Source organism: Streptomyces sp. NPDC014727 (genome assembly GCF_043083485.1).
Lineage (GTDB): Bacteria > Actinomycetota > Actinomycetes > Streptomycetales > Streptomycetaceae > Streptomyces.
Genome location: NZ_JBIBYR010000001.1, coordinates 393,974 through 412,621, shown reverse-complemented (window position 1 = coordinate 412,621; position 18,648 = coordinate 393,974). Strand labels below are relative to the sequence as shown.

Annotated in this window: 18 protein-coding genes; 5 read left to right on the top strand and 13 right to left on the bottom strand. The window is 71.3% G+C overall.

The features are described 5' to 3' along the window. Nucleotides 1-40: 40 nt before the first annotated feature. The 6 genes from ACF1B9_RS01880 to ACF1B9_RS01855 form a co-directional block, all read right to left on the bottom strand. The gene (locus ACF1B9_RS01880) at nucleotides 41-799 is read right to left on the bottom strand and encodes an endonuclease/exonuclease/phosphatase family protein (RefSeq protein ID WP_391740031.1); all 759 of its coding nucleotides are present in this window, start codon (nucleotides 797-799) and stop codon (nucleotides 41-43) included. A gap of 78 nt (nucleotides 800-877) precedes the next feature. Then, a complete protein-coding gene (locus ACF1B9_RS01875; RefSeq protein WP_376209780.1) occupies nucleotides 878-1,819 on the bottom strand; it encodes an ROK family glucokinase in 942 nt (313 codons plus the stop codon). A 74-nt stretch (nucleotides 1,820-1,893) separates the two neighbouring features. Continuing rightward, the gene (locus ACF1B9_RS01870; protein WP_391740032.1) at nucleotides 1,894-2,352 is read right to left on the bottom strand and encodes a DUF5304 domain-containing protein; all 459 of its coding nucleotides are present in this window, start codon (nucleotides 2,350-2,352) and stop codon (nucleotides 1,894-1,896) included. Between the two features lie 83 nt (nucleotides 2,353-2,435). Further along, on the bottom strand, nucleotides 2,436-3,758 hold the full coding sequence (locus ACF1B9_RS01865; protein WP_391740033.1) for an ArsA family ATPase: 1,323 nt from the start codon (nucleotides 3,756-3,758) through the stop codon (nucleotides 2,436-2,438). A 4-nt stretch (nucleotides 3,759-3,762) separates the two neighbouring features. Further along, nucleotides 3,763-4,212: an SRPBCC family protein gene (locus ACF1B9_RS01860; RefSeq protein ID WP_376209775.1), complete on the bottom strand. Its 450-nt coding sequence runs from the start codon at nucleotides 4,210-4,212 to the stop codon at nucleotides 3,763-3,765. Nucleotides 4,213-4,319: 107 nt separating this feature from the next. Next, nucleotides 4,320-5,126 (bottom strand): metallophosphoesterase, encoded by an 807-nt coding sequence (locus ACF1B9_RS01855; protein WP_391740034.1) that lies wholly within the window; start codon nucleotides 5,124-5,126, stop codon nucleotides 4,320-4,322. Between the two features lie 280 nt (nucleotides 5,127-5,406). Between ACF1B9_RS01855 and ACF1B9_RS01850 the strand changes: the two genes are divergently transcribed. Both ACF1B9_RS01850 and ACF1B9_RS01845 read left to right on the top strand, forming a co-directional pair. Further along, nucleotides 5,407-7,203, top strand: coding sequence for an AMP-dependent synthetase/ligase (locus ACF1B9_RS01850; RefSeq protein ID WP_391740035.1), 1,797 nt, complete (start codon nucleotides 5,407-5,409; stop codon nucleotides 7,201-7,203). A gap of 132 nt (nucleotides 7,204-7,335) precedes the next feature. Continuing rightward, entirely contained in the window at nucleotides 7,336-7,803 is a 468-nt protein-coding gene (locus ACF1B9_RS01845; RefSeq protein ID WP_391740036.1) for a spore-associated protein A, read from the top strand. 120 nt (nucleotides 7,804-7,923) lie between these two features. Here ACF1B9_RS01845 and ACF1B9_RS01840 read toward each other — a convergent pair whose 3' ends face one another. Beyond that, nucleotides 7,924-9,066: a glycosyltransferase family 4 protein gene (locus ACF1B9_RS01840; RefSeq protein ID WP_391740037.1), complete on the bottom strand. Its 1,143-nt coding sequence runs from the start codon at nucleotides 9,064-9,066 to the stop codon at nucleotides 7,924-7,926. A 106-nt stretch (nucleotides 9,067-9,172) separates the two neighbouring features. Here ACF1B9_RS01840 and ACF1B9_RS01835 point away from each other — a divergent pair, with 106 nt between their 5' ends. Further along, nucleotides 9,173-10,426: a glycosyltransferase 87 family protein gene (locus ACF1B9_RS01835; RefSeq protein WP_391740038.1), complete on the top strand. Its 1,254-nt coding sequence runs from the start codon at nucleotides 9,173-9,175 to the stop codon at nucleotides 10,424-10,426. Between the two features lie 14 nt (nucleotides 10,427-10,440). On the opposite strand, the gene ACF1B9_RS01830 is transcribed toward ACF1B9_RS01835, so the two are convergent. The 5 genes from ACF1B9_RS01830 to ACF1B9_RS01810 form a co-directional block, all read right to left on the bottom strand. Then, complete coding sequence (locus ACF1B9_RS01830; protein WP_391740039.1) at nucleotides 10,441-11,682, bottom strand: hypothetical protein; 1,242 nt, start codon at nucleotides 11,680-11,682, stop codon at nucleotides 10,441-10,443. Between the two features lie 19 nt (nucleotides 11,683-11,701). Continuing rightward, nucleotides 11,702-12,733 (bottom strand): NlpC/P60 family protein, encoded by a 1,032-nt coding sequence (locus ACF1B9_RS01825; protein ID WP_391740040.1) that lies wholly within the window; start codon nucleotides 12,731-12,733, stop codon nucleotides 11,702-11,704. Between the two features lie 237 nt (nucleotides 12,734-12,970). Further along, on the bottom strand, nucleotides 12,971-13,999 hold the full coding sequence (locus ACF1B9_RS01820) for an NlpC/P60 family protein (RefSeq protein ID WP_391740041.1): 1,029 nt from the start codon (nucleotides 13,997-13,999) through the stop codon (nucleotides 12,971-12,973). 284 nt (nucleotides 14,000-14,283) lie between these two features. Next, nucleotides 14,284-15,645 (bottom strand): NYN domain-containing protein, encoded by a 1,362-nt coding sequence (locus tag ACF1B9_RS01815; protein ID WP_391740042.1) that lies wholly within the window; start codon nucleotides 15,643-15,645, stop codon nucleotides 14,284-14,286. A 37-nt stretch (nucleotides 15,646-15,682) separates the two neighbouring features. Then, nucleotides 15,683-15,925 carry a hypothetical protein gene (locus ACF1B9_RS01810; RefSeq protein WP_351078249.1) on the bottom strand — a complete coding sequence of 81 codons (243 nt, stop codon included), beginning with the start codon at nucleotides 15,923-15,925 and terminating at the stop codon, nucleotides 15,683-15,685. A 165-nt stretch (nucleotides 15,926-16,090) separates the two neighbouring features. Between ACF1B9_RS01810 and ACF1B9_RS01805 the strand changes: the two genes are divergently transcribed. Both ACF1B9_RS01805 and ACF1B9_RS01800 read left to right on the top strand, forming a co-directional pair. Continuing rightward, entirely contained in the window at nucleotides 16,091-16,843 is a 753-nt protein-coding gene (locus ACF1B9_RS01805; RefSeq protein WP_391740043.1) for a rhomboid family intramembrane serine protease, read from the top strand. Next, complete coding sequence (locus ACF1B9_RS01800; RefSeq protein WP_093543818.1) at nucleotides 16,840-17,121, top strand: Lrp/AsnC family transcriptional regulator; 282 nt, start codon at nucleotides 16,840-16,842, stop codon at nucleotides 17,119-17,121. The genes ACF1B9_RS01805 and ACF1B9_RS01800 overlap by 4 nt, the downstream gene beginning before the upstream one ends. Nucleotides 17,122-17,223: 102 nt before the next feature. Here ACF1B9_RS01800 and ACF1B9_RS01795 read toward each other — a convergent pair whose 3' ends face one another. Further along, nucleotides 17,224-18,600 (bottom strand): aminotransferase class V-fold PLP-dependent enzyme, encoded by a 1,377-nt coding sequence (locus tag ACF1B9_RS01795; RefSeq protein WP_391740044.1) that lies wholly within the window; start codon nucleotides 18,598-18,600, stop codon nucleotides 17,224-17,226. Nucleotides 18,601-18,648: the final 48 nt, after the last annotated feature.

Here is an 18,648-nt window from a genome sequence, read left to right as displayed (position 1 = left end):
GGCCCCCCGGGGGGCGCCGCGCGGCGGCCGGCTGTGCGGCTCAGGGCCTGGTCGCGGGCACTCGTAGTGCCGCCAGTACCGGCAGATGGTCCGTGGCCGCCCGCAGATCCGCCTCGGTGACACCAGGCAGCCCTGTGGGGACGCCGCAGCCGAGCACATCGATCCCGTGCGTCGCGAAGACCGCGTCGATGCGCCGCTGCGGCCGGTCCGGCGGGAAGGTGTTCTCGGCGCCCCACGGCCGGACCGCCCAGCAGTCCTGGAGCCGCCCGGCCAGCCGCCGGAACGCGGCCCCGGTGGGTACGTCATTGAGGTCACCGGCCGCGATGGCGTGCTCGACGCCCATCGCGTCCAGCCGTTCCAGCACCATCCCCGCCTGGGCCAGGCGTTCCTCGCGCTGCAGGCTCAGATGGAAGCTCAGCAGTCCGATCCGGGTGCCCGCGATCCGTACCACCGAGGTGGCGAAGCCCCTGCGGTGCAGTCCGGGCGTGAGCGGCAGCAGGACATCCTCCGTCCGCTCCACGGCGGCCCGCAGCGAGCAGAGCAGCAGCGGCCCGGCCGCCGTGCCGCCGCCGCTGAGCACGACCAGGTCGGTGCGGGCCGCGAGCCAGGCGGCGCGCTTGCGCCAGCGGAAGAAGCGCGGGGCTTCCTGGATGAGGACGAGGTCGGGGGCACAGGCGCTGATGACGCGGGCCAGCGCCTCGCAGTCGTCGCGCATCGACCGGACGTTGTAGCTGAGCACCCGGATGACTGCCGAACCGTCCTGCTCGGTACGGGAGTCGGGCAGCGGCGTCGGGACCATGCGTCTCACGATACGACGGACGCCCGTCGCTCCCCATGGGGCGCGACGGGCGTCCGGCTCCGTCCGTCTGTCGGTGGCTCAGCCCTGGCGGGCCAGGTCCGCCGCACCCACCAGACCTGCCTTGCCGCCCAGTTGGGCCGCGAGCACCTGGGCGTGCGGGCGCCACTCGCCGCCGATCAGCCAGCGCCGGAACGACTTGCGGATCGGGTCGAGGACGAGGTCGCCCTCGTCCGACACCCCGCCGCCGACGATGAACGCGGACGGGTCGAAGAGCGAGGCGAGGTCGGCGAGTCCGGCCCCGGCCCAGCGGGCCAGCTCGCGGAACGAGTCGATCGCCACCGGGTCGCCCTGCCGGGCGGCCGTGCTGATGTGCTTGCCCTCGATGCCGTCCACCGTGCCGTCGCCGAGCGACAACAGGATCGTGGCGTTCTCGGGGGTGGCGTTGGCACGCTGCTTCGCGTACCGGACCAGGGCGCGCCCCGACGCGTACTGCTCCCAGCAGCCCTGGCTGCCGCAGCCGCAGAGCAGACCGTCCGGGACGACCCGGATGTGGCCGAACTCGGCGGCCACACCGAAGCGTCCGCGGCGCAGCTTGTTGCCGATGATGATGCCGCCGCCGAGACCGGTGCCGAGCGTGATGCAGATGACGTCGTCGTGGCCCTGTCCGGCGCCGAAGCGGTACTCGCCCCAGGCGGCGGCGTTGGCGTCGTTCTCGACGACGACCGGCAGGCCGACGCGCTGTTCGACCTTGTCCTTCAGCGGCTCGTGCCGCCAGTTGATGTTCGGAGCGAACAGCACGGTGGCGCGCTTGTCGTCGACGTATCCGGCGGCGCCGATGCCGACCGCGTCGATCTGGTGGCCCTCGCCCGCGCCGGACACGGCCGCCGCGATCGCGTCCACGATGCCTTCAGCCGTCGGCGGGGTCGGCACCTTGAACATCGAGAGGATCCGGCCCTCTTCGTCGACCACTCCAGCTGCGATCTTCGTGCCGCCGATATCGACGCCGATGGTGAGTCCCATGAATCCCTCAGTTTCGGTCGAGCCCCGCTGTGGCCAACGGTACCCGAGCCGAGGACCCGGCCCATCCGTGCCGGTCAGTCCAGGTCGATGTGTTCGCCCGCGGCGGGGCCCTCGTCACGGGGGTCGGTGGGGTCGCCGGCCTTCTTGCCGGTGGGTGCGGAATCCTCGGCACCCCGGGTCCAGCGGCGTTCCTGGCCTTCCACGGCGGAACGGTAGGCGGCGAGGAGTTCGCTGCCGGCCGCGGCGATGTGGTCGAAGACGTCCGGATTGCGTTCGATGACGGGCTCGACTGCGGACTTCGCCTGCTTGATGATCTGCTGCACGGTGCCCTGGGCCGTCGCACCGAAGAGCGGCGTACCGAGGGACGAGACCTTGTCGGTCACGGCGTCGACCAGCTTGCGCAGTTCCTCGGCGGCGGAGCCGGGCGGCGGGCCGTGCTGGGCGCGGCGGCGGGCCTTCTCCGCTTCGAGGTCCTCGGCGCAGGCCTTCGCCCACGCGTCGTCGTCGACGGGACGATCGGTGGCTTCGCTCATGGCGGACTCCTGCGACGTGGTTCGGCGGCGGCCCGGCATACGGGACACGTACTACCGACGTTACCCGAACCGTGACGCGCCGTTCAGCTCGTCCGGGGCCACAGTCCGGGGTCCGGCGTGAACCTGACTCTGAGCACCCCGTCGGTGAGGGCGGCGCCGGAGACGGTGCAGCGGCGCAGCCCGGACTCCAGGGGGACGATCCGGTGGAACGGGCCCACGGTGAGGAGCAGTTCGTTGCCGCGGCGCACCAGCTGGAGGTCCGTCTTCACGGCACCGGGCAGGGGCAGGCACCAGACCAGGACGGATCCGTCGTCGGACGGGGGGACGGCCACGATCCGGTCGCCGGGCAGCAGGGTACGCAGCTCGTCGATGCCGTCCGGGGCGTTCGGGTCCTCGATCCACCAGGGGTCGTCGGCCCGGCCGGGGCTCCGGTCCTCCAGCTCCGCGGCGAGTCCGTCGCCCTCGAAGAGTCCGCCTCCGGTGCCCGCTTCCTCGAAGACGGTGCAGCCGGCCCCGGTGTCGAGGAGGGTGAGGTCGTCCGGGCCCCGCGGATCGCGGCCGAGGTGGGGCACTTCGCACAGGGCCGCCGCGGGCACCCATTCCTCGTACCAGTGGTCGATGGTCTTCTCCTGCTGTGCGGCCAGTGCCGCGAACCAGGGGTCGCCGGAGTGCCTGGGCAGGACCCGGTTCACCACGAGGGTGTCGACGCGCAGTCCGTGCAGGGCGAGTCCGGTGCGGGCGGTGCGCAGGGCGTCCTCGGCGGCGGGGCCGGGCTCGGCGACCAGCCGGAGCGTGGTGCCCCGGTCCTCGATCAGTGCCTGGACGGCGGCCAGCTCGGCGTCCCTGCGGGCGGCGGCCTCGTACAGCCACTGTGCCGGCATGGGGACGCCGGCGAGCTGGGCGAGCATCGGGCGCAGGGCGCGTGCGGCCTGGCGTTCCTGGGGCAGCAGCCGGCGCAGATAGCGGCGCAGCTGTTCGGGAAGGGCGAGCACGGCGAGCGCCTCGCGCAGCGGCGGCAGATCGACGACGAGGAGTTGGTAGCCCTCGTGCGACCAGTCGCCCTCGGCGGCGCGGTGCAGGGTGTGCAGGAGGGCGAGCTGGGCGCTGCCGGGGAGTTCGGTGAGTTCCTCGCCGTCCAGCCGGTTCCCGCCGAGCAGGTCGAGCACCCCGGACGCCTGGTCCTGGAGGGCGAGGAGCTCGCGGCGGAAGTGCTCGCCGGAGTCGATGCGGGCGGACCACAGGCCGTCGGTGACCTCGGTGGGTTCCGTGCCGTCGGGGAAGCCGGGTATGGCGTCGGTGGAGAGCAGCAGGGTGCGGCGGCCTCGGCGGGCCGCGGCCAGTGCGGTCGCCGCCGCGACGGTGGTACGGCCGGCGCCGCCGGGGCCGGTGACGAGAACCGTACGCACCGGGTCAGGCCTTCGGTACGGACTCGACGCGCTTCTTCAGGCCGGCCAGGGCCCGGTCGATGATGACCTTCTCCGCCTTGCGCTTGATCATGCCGAGCATCGGGATCTTGACGTCGACGGTCAGCCGGTAGGTGACTTCGGTTCGGTCGCCGTCGCCCAGCGGGGCGAGTGCGTAGGAGCCGTCGATGGCGCGCAGCATCTGGGACTTGACGAGGGTCCAGCTGACCTCGTAGTCGCCGATCCAGGTGTACGCGAGGGTGTGGTCGTCCTTGATGGCTCCGGCGTCCAGGACGAGACGGACCTGCTCGGCGCGGCCCCGGTCGTCGGTGGCGAGGACCTCGGCCTCCTTGACCTCACCGGTCCACTCCGGATAGCGGGCGAAGTCGGCGATCACTCCCATGACGTCGGCCGGTGCCGCCTCGATCGTGATCGTCGAGCTGGTGTGTTCAGCCATCGCCGTGGCTCCTCCAGTGCGGTGTACCGGTGCGTCGGCAGAGGTCTGCCGCCTGAAGGCTATCGCGTGTGCGCGCCGCCTCGGCCCAGGGTCCGGTGCCGGTGCGGTCACCACTCCAGGGCCCACGGCCTGCCGGTGGACGCGAAGTGGCCGACGTTCACGCATTCGGTGGCACCGATGCGCATCCGACGGACCAGGGGCTGGTGGACATGGCCGAACAGTGCGTACCGGGGACGGGTCCTGCGGATGGCGTCGAGCAGCGCCCGGCTGCCGCGTTCGAAGCGGCGCGCCACCGTGTCGTACGTCAGCTCCGGCACGTCCGGCGGGATGTGGGTGCACAGCACGTCGACCGGGCCGACCGCCTCGATCTTGGCCGCGTACTCCTCGTCACCGATCTCGTACGGGGTGTTCATCGGGGTCTTCAGGCCGCCGCCGACGAACCCGAGCACCCGGCCGCCGATCTCGATCCGGTCGCCGTCGAGGACCGTGGTGCCCGGCCGTGCGTACTCGGGCCACAGGCCGGGGATGTCGACGTTGCCGTAGGTGGCGTACGTCGGGGTGGGGAAGGCCGCGAAGAGCTCGGCGTACTGCTTGCGCACCGCCGAGACGATCGCGGCGTTGCGGTCCTTGCCCGCCCACAGGCCGCGGCCGAACGCGCGGGCCTCCTCGAAGCGGCGGGCGGTGCGCAGCTCGACGATCCGGTCGGCGTTCTCCACGCCGAAGAGATCGGGGAAGATGCCGCGCGAGTGGTCGGCGTAGTCGAGGTAGAGCACCAGGTCACCCAGGCAGATCAGGGCGTCGGCGCCGTCCCCGGCTCGGGCCAGGGCCTCGGTGTTGCCGTGCACGTCACTGACCACATGGAGGCGGGTGCGCCGCGCGGTCGAGGTTCCTTCGCTGTTCGGTCCGGCAGGCATGGCGATCACCCTAGGACTCCACCCTCCGCCTGGATAGAGGCCGCCGGACCTGCGACGACCGCGGGCTCGTCACGGCGGTGGACTACTGTGCGCCCAAGGATCACGGTTGTATGTGACGCATAAGACATCTGGCCGGAACCCCCTATCGGGAACCGAGTACTGGTGGGTAACGTCCGGGCAGTCCAGTCGTGCTCACCCCACTGAGCACTTGCCATTCTTGGACCGCAGCCGGTGCGTCACACAGAGCCGTGGCACCGGAGCCCGATGAGGAGCAGCAGTCTTGCGCGAGTTCAGCCTTCCGGCCCTGTACGAGGTCCCTTCGGACGGCAACCTGACGGATCTCATCCGCCGCAATGCCGCTCAGCATCCCGATGTCGCGGTGATGAGCCGCAAGGTGGCGGGCGGGTGGGCCGATGTCGACGCCGCACAGTTCCTGGCCGAGGTCAGAGACGTCGCCAAGGGGCTGATCGCTGCGGGGATCGAACCGGGCGACCGGGTGGCCCTGCTCTCCCGTACGCGCTACGAGTGGGTACTGCTCGACTTCGCGATCTGGAGTGCCGGCGCGGTCACCGTGCCGGTGTACGAGACGAGTTCGCCCGAGCAGATCCAGTGGATCCTCGGTGACTCCGGTGCCGCCCTGTGCATCGTGGAGTCCGAGGCGCACCAGGCCTCCGTGGTCTCGGTCCAGGCGGATCTGCCGGCCCTGAAGGGCATCTGGCGGATCGACGACGACGCGGTCCGCGGCCTGTCGGCGATCGGCGAGGACGTCTCGGACGCGGACCTGGACCTGCGGATGGCGAGCGCCAAGGCGGACGACCCGGCCACCATCGTCTACACCTCGGGCACCACCGGCCGCCCGAAGGGCTGTGTGCTCACGCACCGCAGCTTCTTCGCGGAGTGCGGCAATGTGGTGGAGCGGCTGAAGCCCCTCTTCCGTACCGGCGAGTGCTCGGTACTGCTCTTCCTGCCTGCCGCGCATGTCTTCGGACGGCTGGTCGAGGTGGCCTCGGTGATGGCCCCGATCAAGCTCGGCTGCGTACCGGACATCAAGAACCTCACCGATGAACTGGCCTCCTTCCGCCCGACGCTGATCCTCGGTGTGCCGCGTGTCTTCGAGAAGGTCTACAACGCGGCACGCGCCAAGGCGCAGGCCGACGGAAAGGGCAGGATCTTCGACCGGGCAGCGAGCACGGCGATCGCCTACAGCCGCGCGCTGAGCACCCCCCAAGGCCCTTCCATGGGACTGAAGTTCAAGCACAAGCTCTTCGACCGGCTGGTCTACGGCAAGCTGCGGGCCGTGCTCGGCGGACGCGGCGAGTACGCGATCTCCGGCGGCGCTCCGCTGGGCGAGCGGCTCGGCCACTTCTACCGCGGCATCGGTTTCACCGTCCTGGAGGGCTACGGCCTCACCGAGACCTGCGCGGCCACCGCCTTCAACCCGTGGGACCGGCAGAAGATCGGTACGGTCGGTCAGCCGCTGCCGGGCTCGGTCGTCCGGATCGCCGACGACGGCGAGGTGCTGCTGCACGGCGAGCACCTGTTCACCGGCTACTGGAACAACGAGACGGCGACGGCCGAGGCACTGGCCGACGGGTGGTTCCACACGGGCGACATCGGCACGCTCGACGAGGACGGCTATCTCGCGATCACCGGCCGCAAGAAGGAGATCATCGTCACGGCGGGCGGCAAGAACGTGGCTCCGGCGGTGATCGAGGACCGCATCCGCGGGCACGCCCTGGTCGCCGAGTGCATGGTGGTCGGCGACGGCCGGCCGTTCGTGGGCGCGCTGGTCACCCTGGACGAGGAGTTCCTGACCCGCTGGGCCGACGAGCACGGCAAGCCGACCGGTTCGACAGCGGCGGCGCTGCGCGAGGACCCGGAGCTGCTGGCCGAGGTGCAGCGGGCGGTGGACGACGGGAACGCGGCGGTGTCGAAGGCGGAGTCGGTGCGCAAGTTCCGTGTCCTGGGCTCTCAGTTCACCGAGGAGGCGGGCCACATCACGCCGTCGCTGAAGCTGAAGCGGAATGTGGTGGCGAAGGATTTCGCGGACGAGATCGAGGCGATCTACCGGGGCTGACGGCCGACCGCCAAAACCGCGAGCCGACCGCAGAGGCCGATATCCATTGGCTGAAACGCGACCTTGTGTCGCTAATCGGCCAGTGCAAGGGTCTGGATCACTCCACTGATCCACCGTCCAGGGGGGACTTTCATGCGCGTTGCCTTCAAGCGGACCGGCCTCGTCATGGCCATGGCCGCCTCGGCCTTCGTGGCGGTGCCCGCCACGGCCCAGGCCGCGGCCACCGCGGCCAGCCCGACCGCGGTCTGCGGTGCCGACGGCCACAGCTACTCCGTCGTCGCCTCCGCTCCCGTGAAGTTCAGCAGCGGCACGGTCGCCGGCACCGTCTATCTGATGTACAGCAGCGGGAACGGCAAGAACTGCGTCGTGACCGTCAAGACCTCGTACACCGGTTCGGCCACCTTCACGACGGCCCAGCTCATGATCCAGAACGGCAACTCGTACGTGGATCAGGGCAACTACACCAGCTACGCGGGCCCGGTCCGGGGCAGCGCCGCGGGCAAGTGCGTGAAGTACTGGGGCTCGATCAACACCGGTCCGGACGGACAGGCCGGCGCCAACGCCAGCGGCGGACGCATGAGCTGGGGCAACTGCGGCTGAAACACCGCCGCCTCCACCGGCCGGACAGCGGCACCGCTGTCCGGCCGCGGTACGAGCACACCGTCGCTCGCAGGACGGGTCCGGTTCGGGCGGCCCTGAACGGAACCGGCCCGGGCTGTCTCAGAGCAGCGCCTTGAGCCTCTCGGCCAGCAGATCCCAGCGCCACTTCTCCTCGACCCAGGCCCGCCCCCGCTCCCCCATCCGCCGCCGCAGTTCCGGGTCGCGGAGCAGGGTGACGATCCGGTCGGCCGACTCCTCCACGGAGCCGCCGCGCACCACCCACCCGGTCTCGCCGTCGAGCACGGCGTCCGGCGCGCCGCCCGAATCGCCCGCCACCACCGGCAGACCGGTCGCGGAAGCCTCCAGGAAGACGATACCGAGGCCCTCCACGTCGAGGCCGCCGCGACGGGTGCGGCACGGCATGGCGAAGACATCGCCCGCGCCGCAGTGGGCGGGCAGTTCCTCCCACGGAACCGGCCCGGTGAAGCGCACCGAGTCGGCGACCCCCGTTCGGACGGCCAGCCGCTCGAGCTCCTTGGCGTACGGTCCGCCGCCGACGATCAGGAGCACCGCGTCCGGTACCTGCGCCAGGATCGCGGGCATCGCGAGAATCAGCGTGTCCTGACCCTTGCGCGGCACGAGCCGTGACACGCAGACGACGACGGGCCGGTCCGAGAGTCCGAGCCGGGCCCTGATCAGGTCCCCGCCGGAATCCGGGTGGAAGGTCTTCTCGTCGACGCCGGGCGGCACCTGGACCATGCGGTCTGCCGCCTCCGGGGTGAGCGCGGTGGCGATCCGGGAGCGGGTGTACTCACCCAGATAGGTGATCGTGTCCGTGGTCTCGCCGATCCGGCCCAGCAGCTGCCGGGCCGCGGGCAGCTGGGCCCAGCCCGCCTCGTGGCCGTGCGTGGTGGCGACCAGCCGACGGGCACCGGCCCTGCGCAGCGCCGGTGCCATCAGCCCGAGCGGGGCCGCGGCACCGAACCAGACGGACCTGCAGCCGTGCATGCGCAGCAGCTGCACCGCACGCCGGGTGACTCGTGGGGTCGGCAGCAGCATCGTCGCGCGGTCGCGGACGACGGTGAAGGGCTGCTCCGCGTCGAAGGCGGCGGTGGCGGCGACGCCTTCGGGGCCACGCTTCCAGGTGGAGGCATATACGACGATCTGTCCGGGGTCCAGGCGCAGTGCCATATTGTACAGAAATGCCTGGATGCCACCGGGGCGGGGCGGGAAATCGTTGGTCACGATCAGGGTCTTGTCCATCCGGTCCGACAGTACCGGGCGGCCGCGTCGGAACGGCTCGCGCACCGACGTGGCGGGCATCATGACCCCTCGTACGAGCACCCATCGACGAACGGACGAGGCGACCATGACGGGATCCGTCGGCGCGCGGCCCGCTCTCGCGGTGTGGGTCCTCACCAGGGTCGCGCTGCTGCTCTGCGTCACCAAGGTGATCGCGCTGCCGGGCCCGGACGTGACCAGTGATGTCTCGGTGATCTACCACGGCTGGTCCGAGATCCTGAAGAGCGGTACGTATCCCCGGTCCGACGTCACCTGGCAGTATCCGCCGCTCGCCGCGCTCGCCGTCCTCTCCCCCGCCCTGCTGCCCTTCCTGGGGTACGCCTCGGCCTTCTTCGTCCTCGCATTCCTGTGCGACGGGCTGGTGCTGGCGCTGCTGCTGTACGCGGGCCGCCGGACCGGACGGCGAACGGTGGGCGCCTGGGTGTGGGTGGCGGGGGTCCCACTGCTCGGTACGACCGCGTACGCCCGTTACGACGTGATGGTGACGGCGGTGGCGGTGGCGGCGCTGCTGGCGGCGGCACGGCAGCCGAGGGTGCTGGGGGCGCTGGTCGCCGTCGGTGCGCTGCTCAAGGTGTGGCCGGTGCTGATCCTGGCCGGTACCCCGCGTGGGCCCCGGACGCGCCGGGCGTGGACGGCCGCGACGGTGACGGCGGCCGGGCTGCTCCTGGTCTGCACCCTGACGGTGCCCGGCGCGCTGGCCTTCCTCGGCTTCCAGCGCGACCGGGGCACCGAGGTCGAGTCGCTCGGGGCACTGGTCTTCCATGTGTGGCGGCACTTCGGCTGGCAGGGCCGGGTGGAGCTGCACTACGGCTCGCTGGAGTTCCTGGGGCCGTATGTGCCGCTGGTGAGCGCGCTCGCCCTCGGTCTGTCAGTCGTCGCGTTCGGCTGGCTGCTGGTATGGCGGCTGCGGGCCCGCGCATTCCGGGCGAGCACCCCGGCCGACGCGGCGTTCACGGCGGTGCTGCTGTTCACCACCACCAGCCGGGTGATCAGTCCTCAGTACATGCTGTGGCTGGTCGGCCTGGCGGCGGTCTGCCTGGTCTTCCGTGACAGCCGGATAGTGCTGCCGACCGGTCTGGTGCTGCTCGCCACGGGCCTCACGCAGTGGGAGTTCCCGTTCGGTTTCGCCCATGTGGTGGGCGGTGACACCACGGGCCTGACGCTGATGTTCCTGCGCAACGGCCTGCTGGTCGCGGCGACGCTGGTCGCCTGCCGGCGGCTGTGGCGGCAGACGGTGGTGTCCGGGGCTGCGCGTAAGGGCCGCGAGGCACCGTCCGCCCGGCCGGACACCGGCCGGGCGGCGGAGCCCGTCGGCTCCTGAATCCTGCGCCGCGCTCAGCCGAGCAGGGAGCGCAGGGACTCCCGCCACCGTGCCGTGAAGTCCTGCGGGGTCGTGGCGAGCACCTCCTGCATGGCCTGCTCCACCGCCCCGTCCCGCCCCGAGTGCCCTCCGACGGCGCGGTAGAACGCGAGCAGCTCCTTCTCGCCCCAGTGGTCGGCGATCAGCTCGCAGGCCAGCCAGCCGCCCTCGTACGCCTTCGCCAGGCGCGCGGAGTCGCCCGCGAAGCCGAAGTCCTCGTCCGTGGGGAGCTCGGCGGGAAGATCGCCGCGCCGGACGGCGGCGGCCAGCTCGGGCGCGGCCTGTACGGCCGTACGGCGCTCGGTGCGGTAGGCCACCCAGTCGGCGAAGCCCTCGGAGAGCCAGGTCGGGGTGGCGGCGGAGGTGCTGGTGCGGGTGGCGACATGGGTGATCTCGTGGGTGAGGACGATCCGCTGCCCGAGAGTGCCGAGCATGTCGTACGCCTGCGGATTGACGATCACCCGGTCCGCGGGGGCCCGGCCCGGACCGCCGGTCCGCCCGGTGGTGACGGCCGCGATGCCCCGGTAGTTCGCCGCCGGTGTCCCCAGCAGACCCGCCATGTCCTCCACGGTGTGCGGTACGAGCACCAGCACGCGCCCGGCCCACTGCCGCGGCCACGCGGTGGAGACGGCGGGCACCGCGCGGTCCGCGGTCCGGGCGATACGGCGCAGCTCCTCCTGCGCGCGGCCGACCCCGAGGACGAGGCTGTGCCTTCCGTGTACCACCTGGACATCGCCCTGCTGCCAGAGCAGCCCGCCGCCGTCCGCCGCCGCCCGGTCGCCGGCGATGTACCAGCGGCCGTCGGCCCGGTCCCGTCGCAGGTCGAGCACCCGGTCCGCGGAGACCGGGGCGGCGTCGTACCCCGCGATCCGGTAGCGCAGCCGGACATCCGCCGTGACTCGGTCGGCGCCCTGCTCTCTCACGTCGGTCAGCCGGTACGTCCATGAGGTCAGCGGTACGTCCGCGAGGTTGTCCAGCTCCCGCCGCTGGGCCGTGCGCAGTCCGGTGGCCCTCGGGTCCACTGCGGACAGATAGGCGTCCGGGTCGTGGTGCAGGACGGCGGCGGCCCGGCGGTCCAGGACTGCGCGGACGCCTCGGGCGGTGGAATCCGGGGCGGACCCGTCGTCGGGGGCCGCGCAGGCGGAGGCGAGCAGCAGCCCGGCGAGCAGCGCTCCCGCCGTGCGCCGTCCTGCGATGCGTCCCCGCCTGTCCGTCACCCGGTCGAGGGTACGGGGGTCAGACGCGGGTGACCGAGGAGACGGGCATCATTGCCACGGGGTCGTAGCGCACCGGGGCACCCGGGTACGGGGCGTGGATCACCTGACCGTTCCCGACGTACATGCCGATGTGGCCGGCGTCCGCGCGGTAGGCCACCAGATCGCCGGGGCGGGCCTCGGAGAGCGGCACCATGCGTCCCGCGTACCGCTGGGCCTGCGAGGTGCGCGGCAGGCTCACCCCGGCCTGGGCGTACGCCCACTGCATCAGCCCGGAACAGTCGAATCCGGCGGGTCCGTCGGCACCCCAGACGTACGGGCGGCCCAGTGCCCGGCGGACCGCCATGACGGCGACGGCCGCCCGCGCCGAGCCGGCCGGCAGACCGGCTGTCACCGGGAACAGGTCGTCGCGGCCGGAGCGAGAGGCGCGTTCGAAGGCCGCCCGGTCGGCACGGGGCAGCGCGTCCAGCACTTGTTTGGCCTGGGCGAGTTTGCGTTCGACGGTGCGTTTGTGGCGGGTGGCGGCAGCCCGGTTGCGCTCCAGTTCGGCCAGGGCCCGGTCGGCCTCCGCGCGGGTCTGTACGAGCCCGCGCCGGGTCTGCTGGAGTTCCCGCAGCTCGGTCGCCTGACGCTGGGTCAGGCGTTCCAGCGTGGCGGCCCGGTCGAGGTAGCTGTCCGGGTCGGAGGAGAGCAGCAGGGCGAGCGAGGGGTCCAGGCCGCCCGAGCGGTACTGCGCACCCACCACCGAACCGAGCGCCGTCCGCATCCGGTTGAGGCGTTCCTGGCCGCGGGCCGCCCGATCCCGGGCCCGGTTCACCTCGCCGCGCAGCCGGTCGGCGTTCTCATCGGCCGCGTTGTACTGCTCGGTGGCTCGCTCGGCCTCGCCGTACAGCCGGTCGACCCTGGCCCTGGCGGCCCCGGGACCGTCCTGCGGGTCGGCGTTCGCGGTGGCCGCCCCGAGCGTGGCGGCCGCGGTGGCCGCCGCGGCCGACAGAACGGTGATCCGGGCGCCCCGGCTGAGGCCCGGCTGTGTGGAACGGCGATGGGACACCACGGACGCCGTACTCCCTTCCGCTGTACGCAGATGTGCGCAGCCCCTGCCGCCCGGGACGGGCGGACCGACGACCGGGAGCTGCACAGCAGGCAGACAGTAGTCGGGCGATCACGGAGCGACCAAGGACCGCGCCGGACGGACGGGCGTCGAAAACAGCCGCGCCCCGGCGGTGACCTGTGGTCTCCGCCGGGGCGCGCTGTCTGTGCGGGGCGCGGGAATTCGCCCGTTCGGGCGTCGTCAGCCGACGCGCACGCCGAACTGGAAGCTGCCGATGGTGTTCATCGACTCGTAGCGGACGAACGTGCCCGGGTACGGGGCATGCAGGACGGTGTTGTTGCCCGCGTAGAGGCCCACGTGCTCGGTGTTGTTGAAGAAGACCAGGTCACCCGGCTTCAGTGCGCTGCGCCCGATGTGGACGCCGTCGTTGACCTGGGTGTACGTGACCCGGGAGATGCTGACGTTGGCCTGGGCGTAGGCCCACTGGGTCAGCCCGGAGCAGTCGAAGGATCCGGGGCCGGTACCGCCACGCTGGTACGGCTTGCCCTCCTGGGTGGCGGCGGCGTTCAGGGCGGCGGCACCCCAGGCGGAGGCGGGGACTTCCTTGCCCAGCTCGACCCGGTCGCTGGCGGTGCGGCTGGCACGCTGCTCGTCCTCGCGCATCTTCGTGCGCTCAGCCTGGGTCATCGTGTTGAGCAGGCGCTGCGCCTCGGCCAGCTTGTCCTGGAGCTTCTTCTTCTTCGCGCCGAGCGTCTTGCGCACGTCCGCGAGGTCACCGAGCTTGTCCTGGGCCTCCTTGCGCTCCTGCGCGAGGACCCGCTGCTTCTCCTGGATCTTTCCCAGGGTCTCGGTCTGCTTGGCCGTCAACTGGTCGAGGGCCGAGGCCTCGTCGAGGAAGGTGTCCGGGTTGGACGAGAGGAAGAGCTGCACCGACGGGTCGATGCCACCGGAGCGGTACTGGGCGGCGGCGAGCGAACCGAGGCCGTTGCGCAGGCTGTTGATCTCCTGCTGGCCGCGGGCCACCTTGTCCTGCAGCGCGCCGACTTCCTTCTCCAGCTTCTGTTGCTTCTCCTTGGCGCCGTAGTACTGCTCATTGGCCGCGCCGGCCTCATGATTGAGCTTCTCGACCTTCGCCTTGACCTCGCCCTTGGAGGGCTTGGGGTCGGCGTGGGCTGCCTGGGAGGTCAGGGCAACAGCCGCGGCGGCGGTCGCGGTGAGCACGGTCACACGGGCGCGGCTCGGCTGCTTGGGACGGCGGTGGGACCCCACGAAGGCGAGCTCCTTCTTCCTCGAGCCGCCTACCGGGCTGTGGGGGGACTCGATCCCCGGCTCCGTGCATGTCACGGACTCGGCGGCGCCTTCGCTGCCACCCCGGATGGGTGATCAACCGTGCGAAGGTTCGAGGCCCGACCCTAGTGACCAACTTGTGATCAGTTCAAATCCTCACAAGAAAAATCTCATCACAGGAGGTACTTCTTTACTCACATCACACAGGGCGTAGCGGCGACCTGACGATCCGTTCCCTGATTTCCACCGAGTTCCGACAAGCGCCACTAGACACGCGAAAGGCGCTTCAGGAGCAAGACGGACGCAACGGGCCTGGCCCCCGCCTTCGCCACTCCGTCCGCCACTTCGCGGTCGGTGGAGACCACCACGACGGGCCGGCCCGGCGGTTCGGCGCGGGCCAGTTGACGGATGAGTTCGTCGGCGGTGACACCGGGCTTGCTGAACAGCACCCGGACCCCCCGCGGCGGCGCGAGCAGGACCGGGGCTGCCAGTTCGGCCCCGTCGAAGACACAGGTCATCTCAGCGCCGGTCTGTGCCGCGAGCACCGCGAGACCGCCCAGCAGCCTCAGCCGCTGCTTCTCCAGCGGCAGCTGCGGATAGCCGGTCTTGGTGACGTTGTAGCCGTCCACGATCAGATGCGCCTGCGGCAGCGCGAGCAGTTGGTCGAGCAGGGCCGGATCGGTCTCCGAAAGGGCCCTGGCGGCAATGTCCTTGGGCGACATCCTGCCCGGCTCGACCGCGTCGACACTGTCCGCGGGGCGGATCGAGGAGGGCGGCAGCGCGAGTTCGCGACGGAGCCCGCCTGCCGCGTCCAGCACGGTGTCCAGCAGCAGCCGCAGCCGCATGTCCTCGACCGAGCGGCCCTCCCTGGCGGCCCTGCGGCCCGCCTCGACGGACGCCTCGGCCTCACCGAGCCGAGCCCTGAGCCGGCGGGTCTCGCTCTCCGCCGCGGAGACCTGGGCGGCCGCCTCGGACCGTACGGTCTCGGTCTCGGCCCGGCTGCGGCGCAACGCGGCCTCGCCGCGCTTGACGTCGTTGACGGCGCTGCGCAGCTTGCGCTGGAGGGATTCGGCTTCCTTGCGGGCCGCGTCCAGTTCGACGCGCAGTCGCTCGGTCTCGCTCCTCGTCTGGGCGCGGGCGTGGACGAGTTCCTCACGCAGTCGTTCCAGTTCGCGGCGGCTCTCCTCGTCGGCACGCTCGGCGTCGGCACGCTGGGCCTCCTCGCCGGCGGCGGCGACCAGCTTCACCCAGCCGGCCGGGCGCAGCACATACGCGGCGGCGGCCACATCGACGGGGTCGGCGGCGGCGGGCGGCGCACCGGCCTCCAGCGCGGCGGTCAGCTCCGGCTGCTCCTCCCTGAGCCGATCGCCGATGCGCTGCCGGAACAGCGTGTCGCCCTCCAGGGCGGCCGCCATCGCGTTGCCGGCGAACTTGGCGCGCCGGGTCGGAGTGAAGCGGGCGTACTGCCTCAGCTGAGCCGGGAGTTCGGTGATCGTCAGTCCGCCGAACGCGTCCGAGACCAGCGCGACGACCCGTCGTCGTACGCCTTCGGGCAGCGGGCGGTCGAGCGCCTCGACGGCGTCGCCGGCCGCCTCGGCCGACTCTGCGCCGCTAGCGGGCTGCTCCACCATCCGTCACCCCAAATTGTCTGTCCGCACGGCTCCGTCAGGAGTCGGCACCCGGCCTGTCCACCAGTTCGATCTGGTCCACCGCGTTGCACCAACGGCAGCGCACCGACTCGATGGTCTCACTGACCACCTCGCGTTCCTCGACGGTGGACTCCCCGGCCAGGTCGAGATGGACGTATTCGACGACCTTGGAGGAGCGGGTCACGTCGAAGCGCGTGAGATTTCCGCAGAGCGTGCAGCGCCAGCGGGTCCCATCGGTCATCTGCGGAACCGTCGTCATCGTTGCGTCCTCTTTTGTCGAGTCTTGTCGTGCTGCCTGCTTCAAGGATCTCGCGGTGCGCCGTCGAACTGCGGATGTCCTGCCGTAACCCTACGGCCTCACCGCGTCCCCCCGGCACGGCGAGGCGCTCTGTCCCGTTCCCTCCGCTTGCGTCATGCTCTGTTCATGATCGATCGGCGGACTGCGGGCTCCGGTTCGACCAGCGGACTCCTACGGACGGTCACCTCGCGCGGACCGACGGTGACCTATGCCCTGATCGCCCTGTGCTGTCTGATCTTCCTGATCAGCCCGCTCTCCGGCTTCGACTCCTCCTACGCCACCGCCGACGCCCTGCTCGCCGCCCAGGCCGGGTACTTCGAACGGTGGGGCGTGATCCCGAGCGAGCTGTGGGACGGCTCCGCGCACGCTCTGCTCACCCCGCTCACCGCCCTCTTCGTGCACGGCAGCTGGCTGCATCTGCTGGGCAACATGCTCTTCCTGTACGTGTTCGGGGCGATGGCCGAGGAGCGCATGGGCCGTACCGAGTTCACCTTCTTCTACCTCGCGTGCGGCTATCTCGCCCTGGTCGCCTACGCCGCCGCGCACGCCACGTCCGACCAGACGCTCGTCGGCGCGTCGGGGGCGATCTCGGCGGTGCTCGGGGCCTTCCTGTACCTGTTTCCCAAGGCCCGGGTCACCAGTCTGTTCCCGTTCCTCTTCTTCCTGCCGCTGCGTTTCCCCGCCTGGATCGTGCTGATCTTCTGGTTCGTCCTGCAGTGGCTGGCGGTCCGGAGCGCGGGCAGCGGAGGGCCCGGTGTGGCCTATCTGGCCCATGTGGTCGGCTTCGCCCTCGGCTTCCTCTACGCCTGGGGACGTTATCGGCGTACGGATAGAGTGAAGACTCCAGCCACGGCCACCGAGGGAGAAAGCCAGCCGTGATCACCGCGATCGTGCTCATCAAAACCAGCGTGGACCGGATTCCCGAGATCGCCGAGGCCATCGCCGCGCTGGACAGCGTCAGCGAGGTCTTCTCCGTCACCGGTACGTACGACCTGATCGCCATGGTCCGGGTGGCCAAGCACGACGACCTGGCGGACGTCATCCCCGGCCGGATCAGCAAGATCCCCGGCGTCGAGGCCACCGACACGCACGTGGCCTTCCGTACGTACTCGCAGCATGACCTGGAGGCCGCCTTCGCCATCGGCCTCGACGCGTAGACACGCCCTCTTTTACGGCGTGGCGCTTCTCATTTACGGCGTGGCGCTTCGGCGGGGGACGGGCGGTTCGACCGCCCGTCCCGCCGAAGCATGACGCACGCGTCAGAGCTGCGCCGCTCCCCGGTCCGGGACGCAGCGGCCGCCCTCGGTGCGGTACTTCCACTGAGCGCCCTTGCTCACCAGCTCCCCGACCGCGCGGACGAAACGCTCGACGTGCTCGTCCGGCGTACCGGCGCCGAAGCTCACCCGGATCGCGTTGAGCGAGCCCTCGCCCGGCTCGGCCTCCGGCGCTCCGCACTCGCCGACCTCCTGCGGGTCACTGCCGAGCAGGGTACGGACCAGCGGATGGGCGCAGAACAGGCCGTCGCGGACCCCGATGCCGTACTCGGCGGAGAGCGCGGCGGCGAAGTGCGAGCTGTTCCATCCCTCCACCACGAAGGAGATCACGCCGACCCGTGGGGCGTCGTCACCGAACAGCGAGAGCACCTTGACCTCGGGAACATCGGCGAGACCGGCCCGGACCGCGGCGACGAGGTGCTGCTCCCGGGCGACGAGGTCGTCGAAGCCCGCCTCGGTGAGCGCCTTGCAGGCGGAGGCGATGGAGTACACGCCGATGACATTGGGGGAACCGGCCTCGTGGCGGGCCGCGGTGGAGTGCCACTCGACCTCCACCCCGCCGTCGGTACGGCGGGCGACCTTGCGGGAGGCACCGCCGCCGGCCAGGTACGGCTCGGCGTCCTGCAGCCAGTCGGCCCGGCCCGCGAGCACACCCGAGCCGAACGGCGCGTACAGCTTGTGTCCGGAGAAGGCCACCCAGTCGACGTCCAGCTCGGCGATGTCGACGGGGTGGTGCGGGGCGAGCTGCGCGGCGTCCAGCACGATCCGGGCACCGTGCGCGTGCGCGGCGGCCGCCAGCTCCTTGACCGGCCACAGCTCACCGGTGACGTTGGAAGCACCGGTCACGCAGACCAGTGCGGGGCCGTAGGGGTCACGGTCGGCGAGCGCACGCTCCAGCGTCTCGACGGCCTGCGCCGGGGTGCGGGGAGCGTTCAGATAGGTCACCCGGGCGTCGCGCCACGGCAGCAGGGAGGCGTGGTGCTCGGTCTCGTAGACGAAGACCTGGCAGTCGGCAGGGACGACGGCGGCCAGCAGGTTGAGGGAGTCGGTGGTCGACCGGGTGAAGATCACCTGGTCGTCGGCGCGGCAGCCGAGGAACTCGGCGACGGTCGCGCGGCTGTTCTCGAAGAGGTCCGTGGAGAGCTGCGAGAGGTACCCGGCGCCACGGTGGACGCTGCCGTAGTACGGGGCGTACGCGGCGACGTCGTCCCAGACGCGCTGGAGAGCCGGGGCACTGGCGGCGTAGTCGAGAGCCGCATAGGTGACTTCACCGCCCGTGACCAGCGGAACCGTTACATCCCTACCCAGGACCGGCAGAGGGGCACAAAGCGACTGGTCGGTGGCAGCGGTGAAGACAGACATGGCGAACTCCCGTAAGAGGCAGGCGAATTGCACGCGCCGACGGATACG

Excerpts from the sequence above, each read along its gene's own strand:
- ACF1B9_RS01880 (WP_391740031.1), bottom strand. The coding sequence starts at position 799 with ATGGTCCCGACGCCGCTGCCCGACTCCCGTACCGAGCAGGACGGTTCG.
- ACF1B9_RS01875 (WP_376209780.1), bottom strand. The coding sequence starts at position 1,819 with ATGGGACTCACCATCGGCGTCGATATCGGCGGCACGAAGATCGCAGCT.
- ACF1B9_RS01870 (WP_391740032.1), bottom strand. The coding sequence starts at position 2,352 with ATGAGCGAAGCCACCGATCGTCCCGTCGACGACGACGCGTGGGCGAAG.
- ACF1B9_RS01860 (WP_376209775.1), bottom strand. The coding sequence starts at position 4,212 with ATGGCTGAACACACCAGCTCGACGATCACGATCGAGGCGGCACCGGCC.
- ACF1B9_RS01855 (WP_391740034.1), bottom strand. The coding sequence starts at position 5,126 with ATGCCTGCCGGACCGAACAGCGAAGGAACCTCGACCGCGCGGCGCACC.
- ACF1B9_RS01845 (WP_391740036.1), top strand. The coding sequence starts at position 7,336 with ATGCGCGTTGCCTTCAAGCGGACCGGCCTCGTCATGGCCATGGCCGCC.
- ACF1B9_RS01840 (WP_391740037.1), bottom strand. The coding sequence starts at position 9,066 with ATGGACAAGACCCTGATCGTGACCAACGATTTCCCGCCCCGCCCCGGT.
- ACF1B9_RS01835 (WP_391740038.1), top strand. The coding sequence starts at position 9,173 with ATGACGGGATCCGTCGGCGCGCGGCCCGCTCTCGCGGTGTGGGTCCTC.
- ACF1B9_RS01810 (WP_351078249.1), bottom strand. The coding sequence starts at position 15,925 with ATGACGACGGTTCCGCAGATGACCGATGGGACCCGCTGGCGCTGCACG.
- ACF1B9_RS01805 (WP_391740043.1), top strand. The coding sequence starts at position 16,091 with ATGATCGATCGGCGGACTGCGGGCTCCGGTTCGACCAGCGGACTCCTA.
- ACF1B9_RS01795 (WP_391740044.1), bottom strand. The coding sequence starts at position 18,600 with ATGTCTGTCTTCACCGCTGCCACCGACCAGTCGCTTTGTGCCCCTCTG.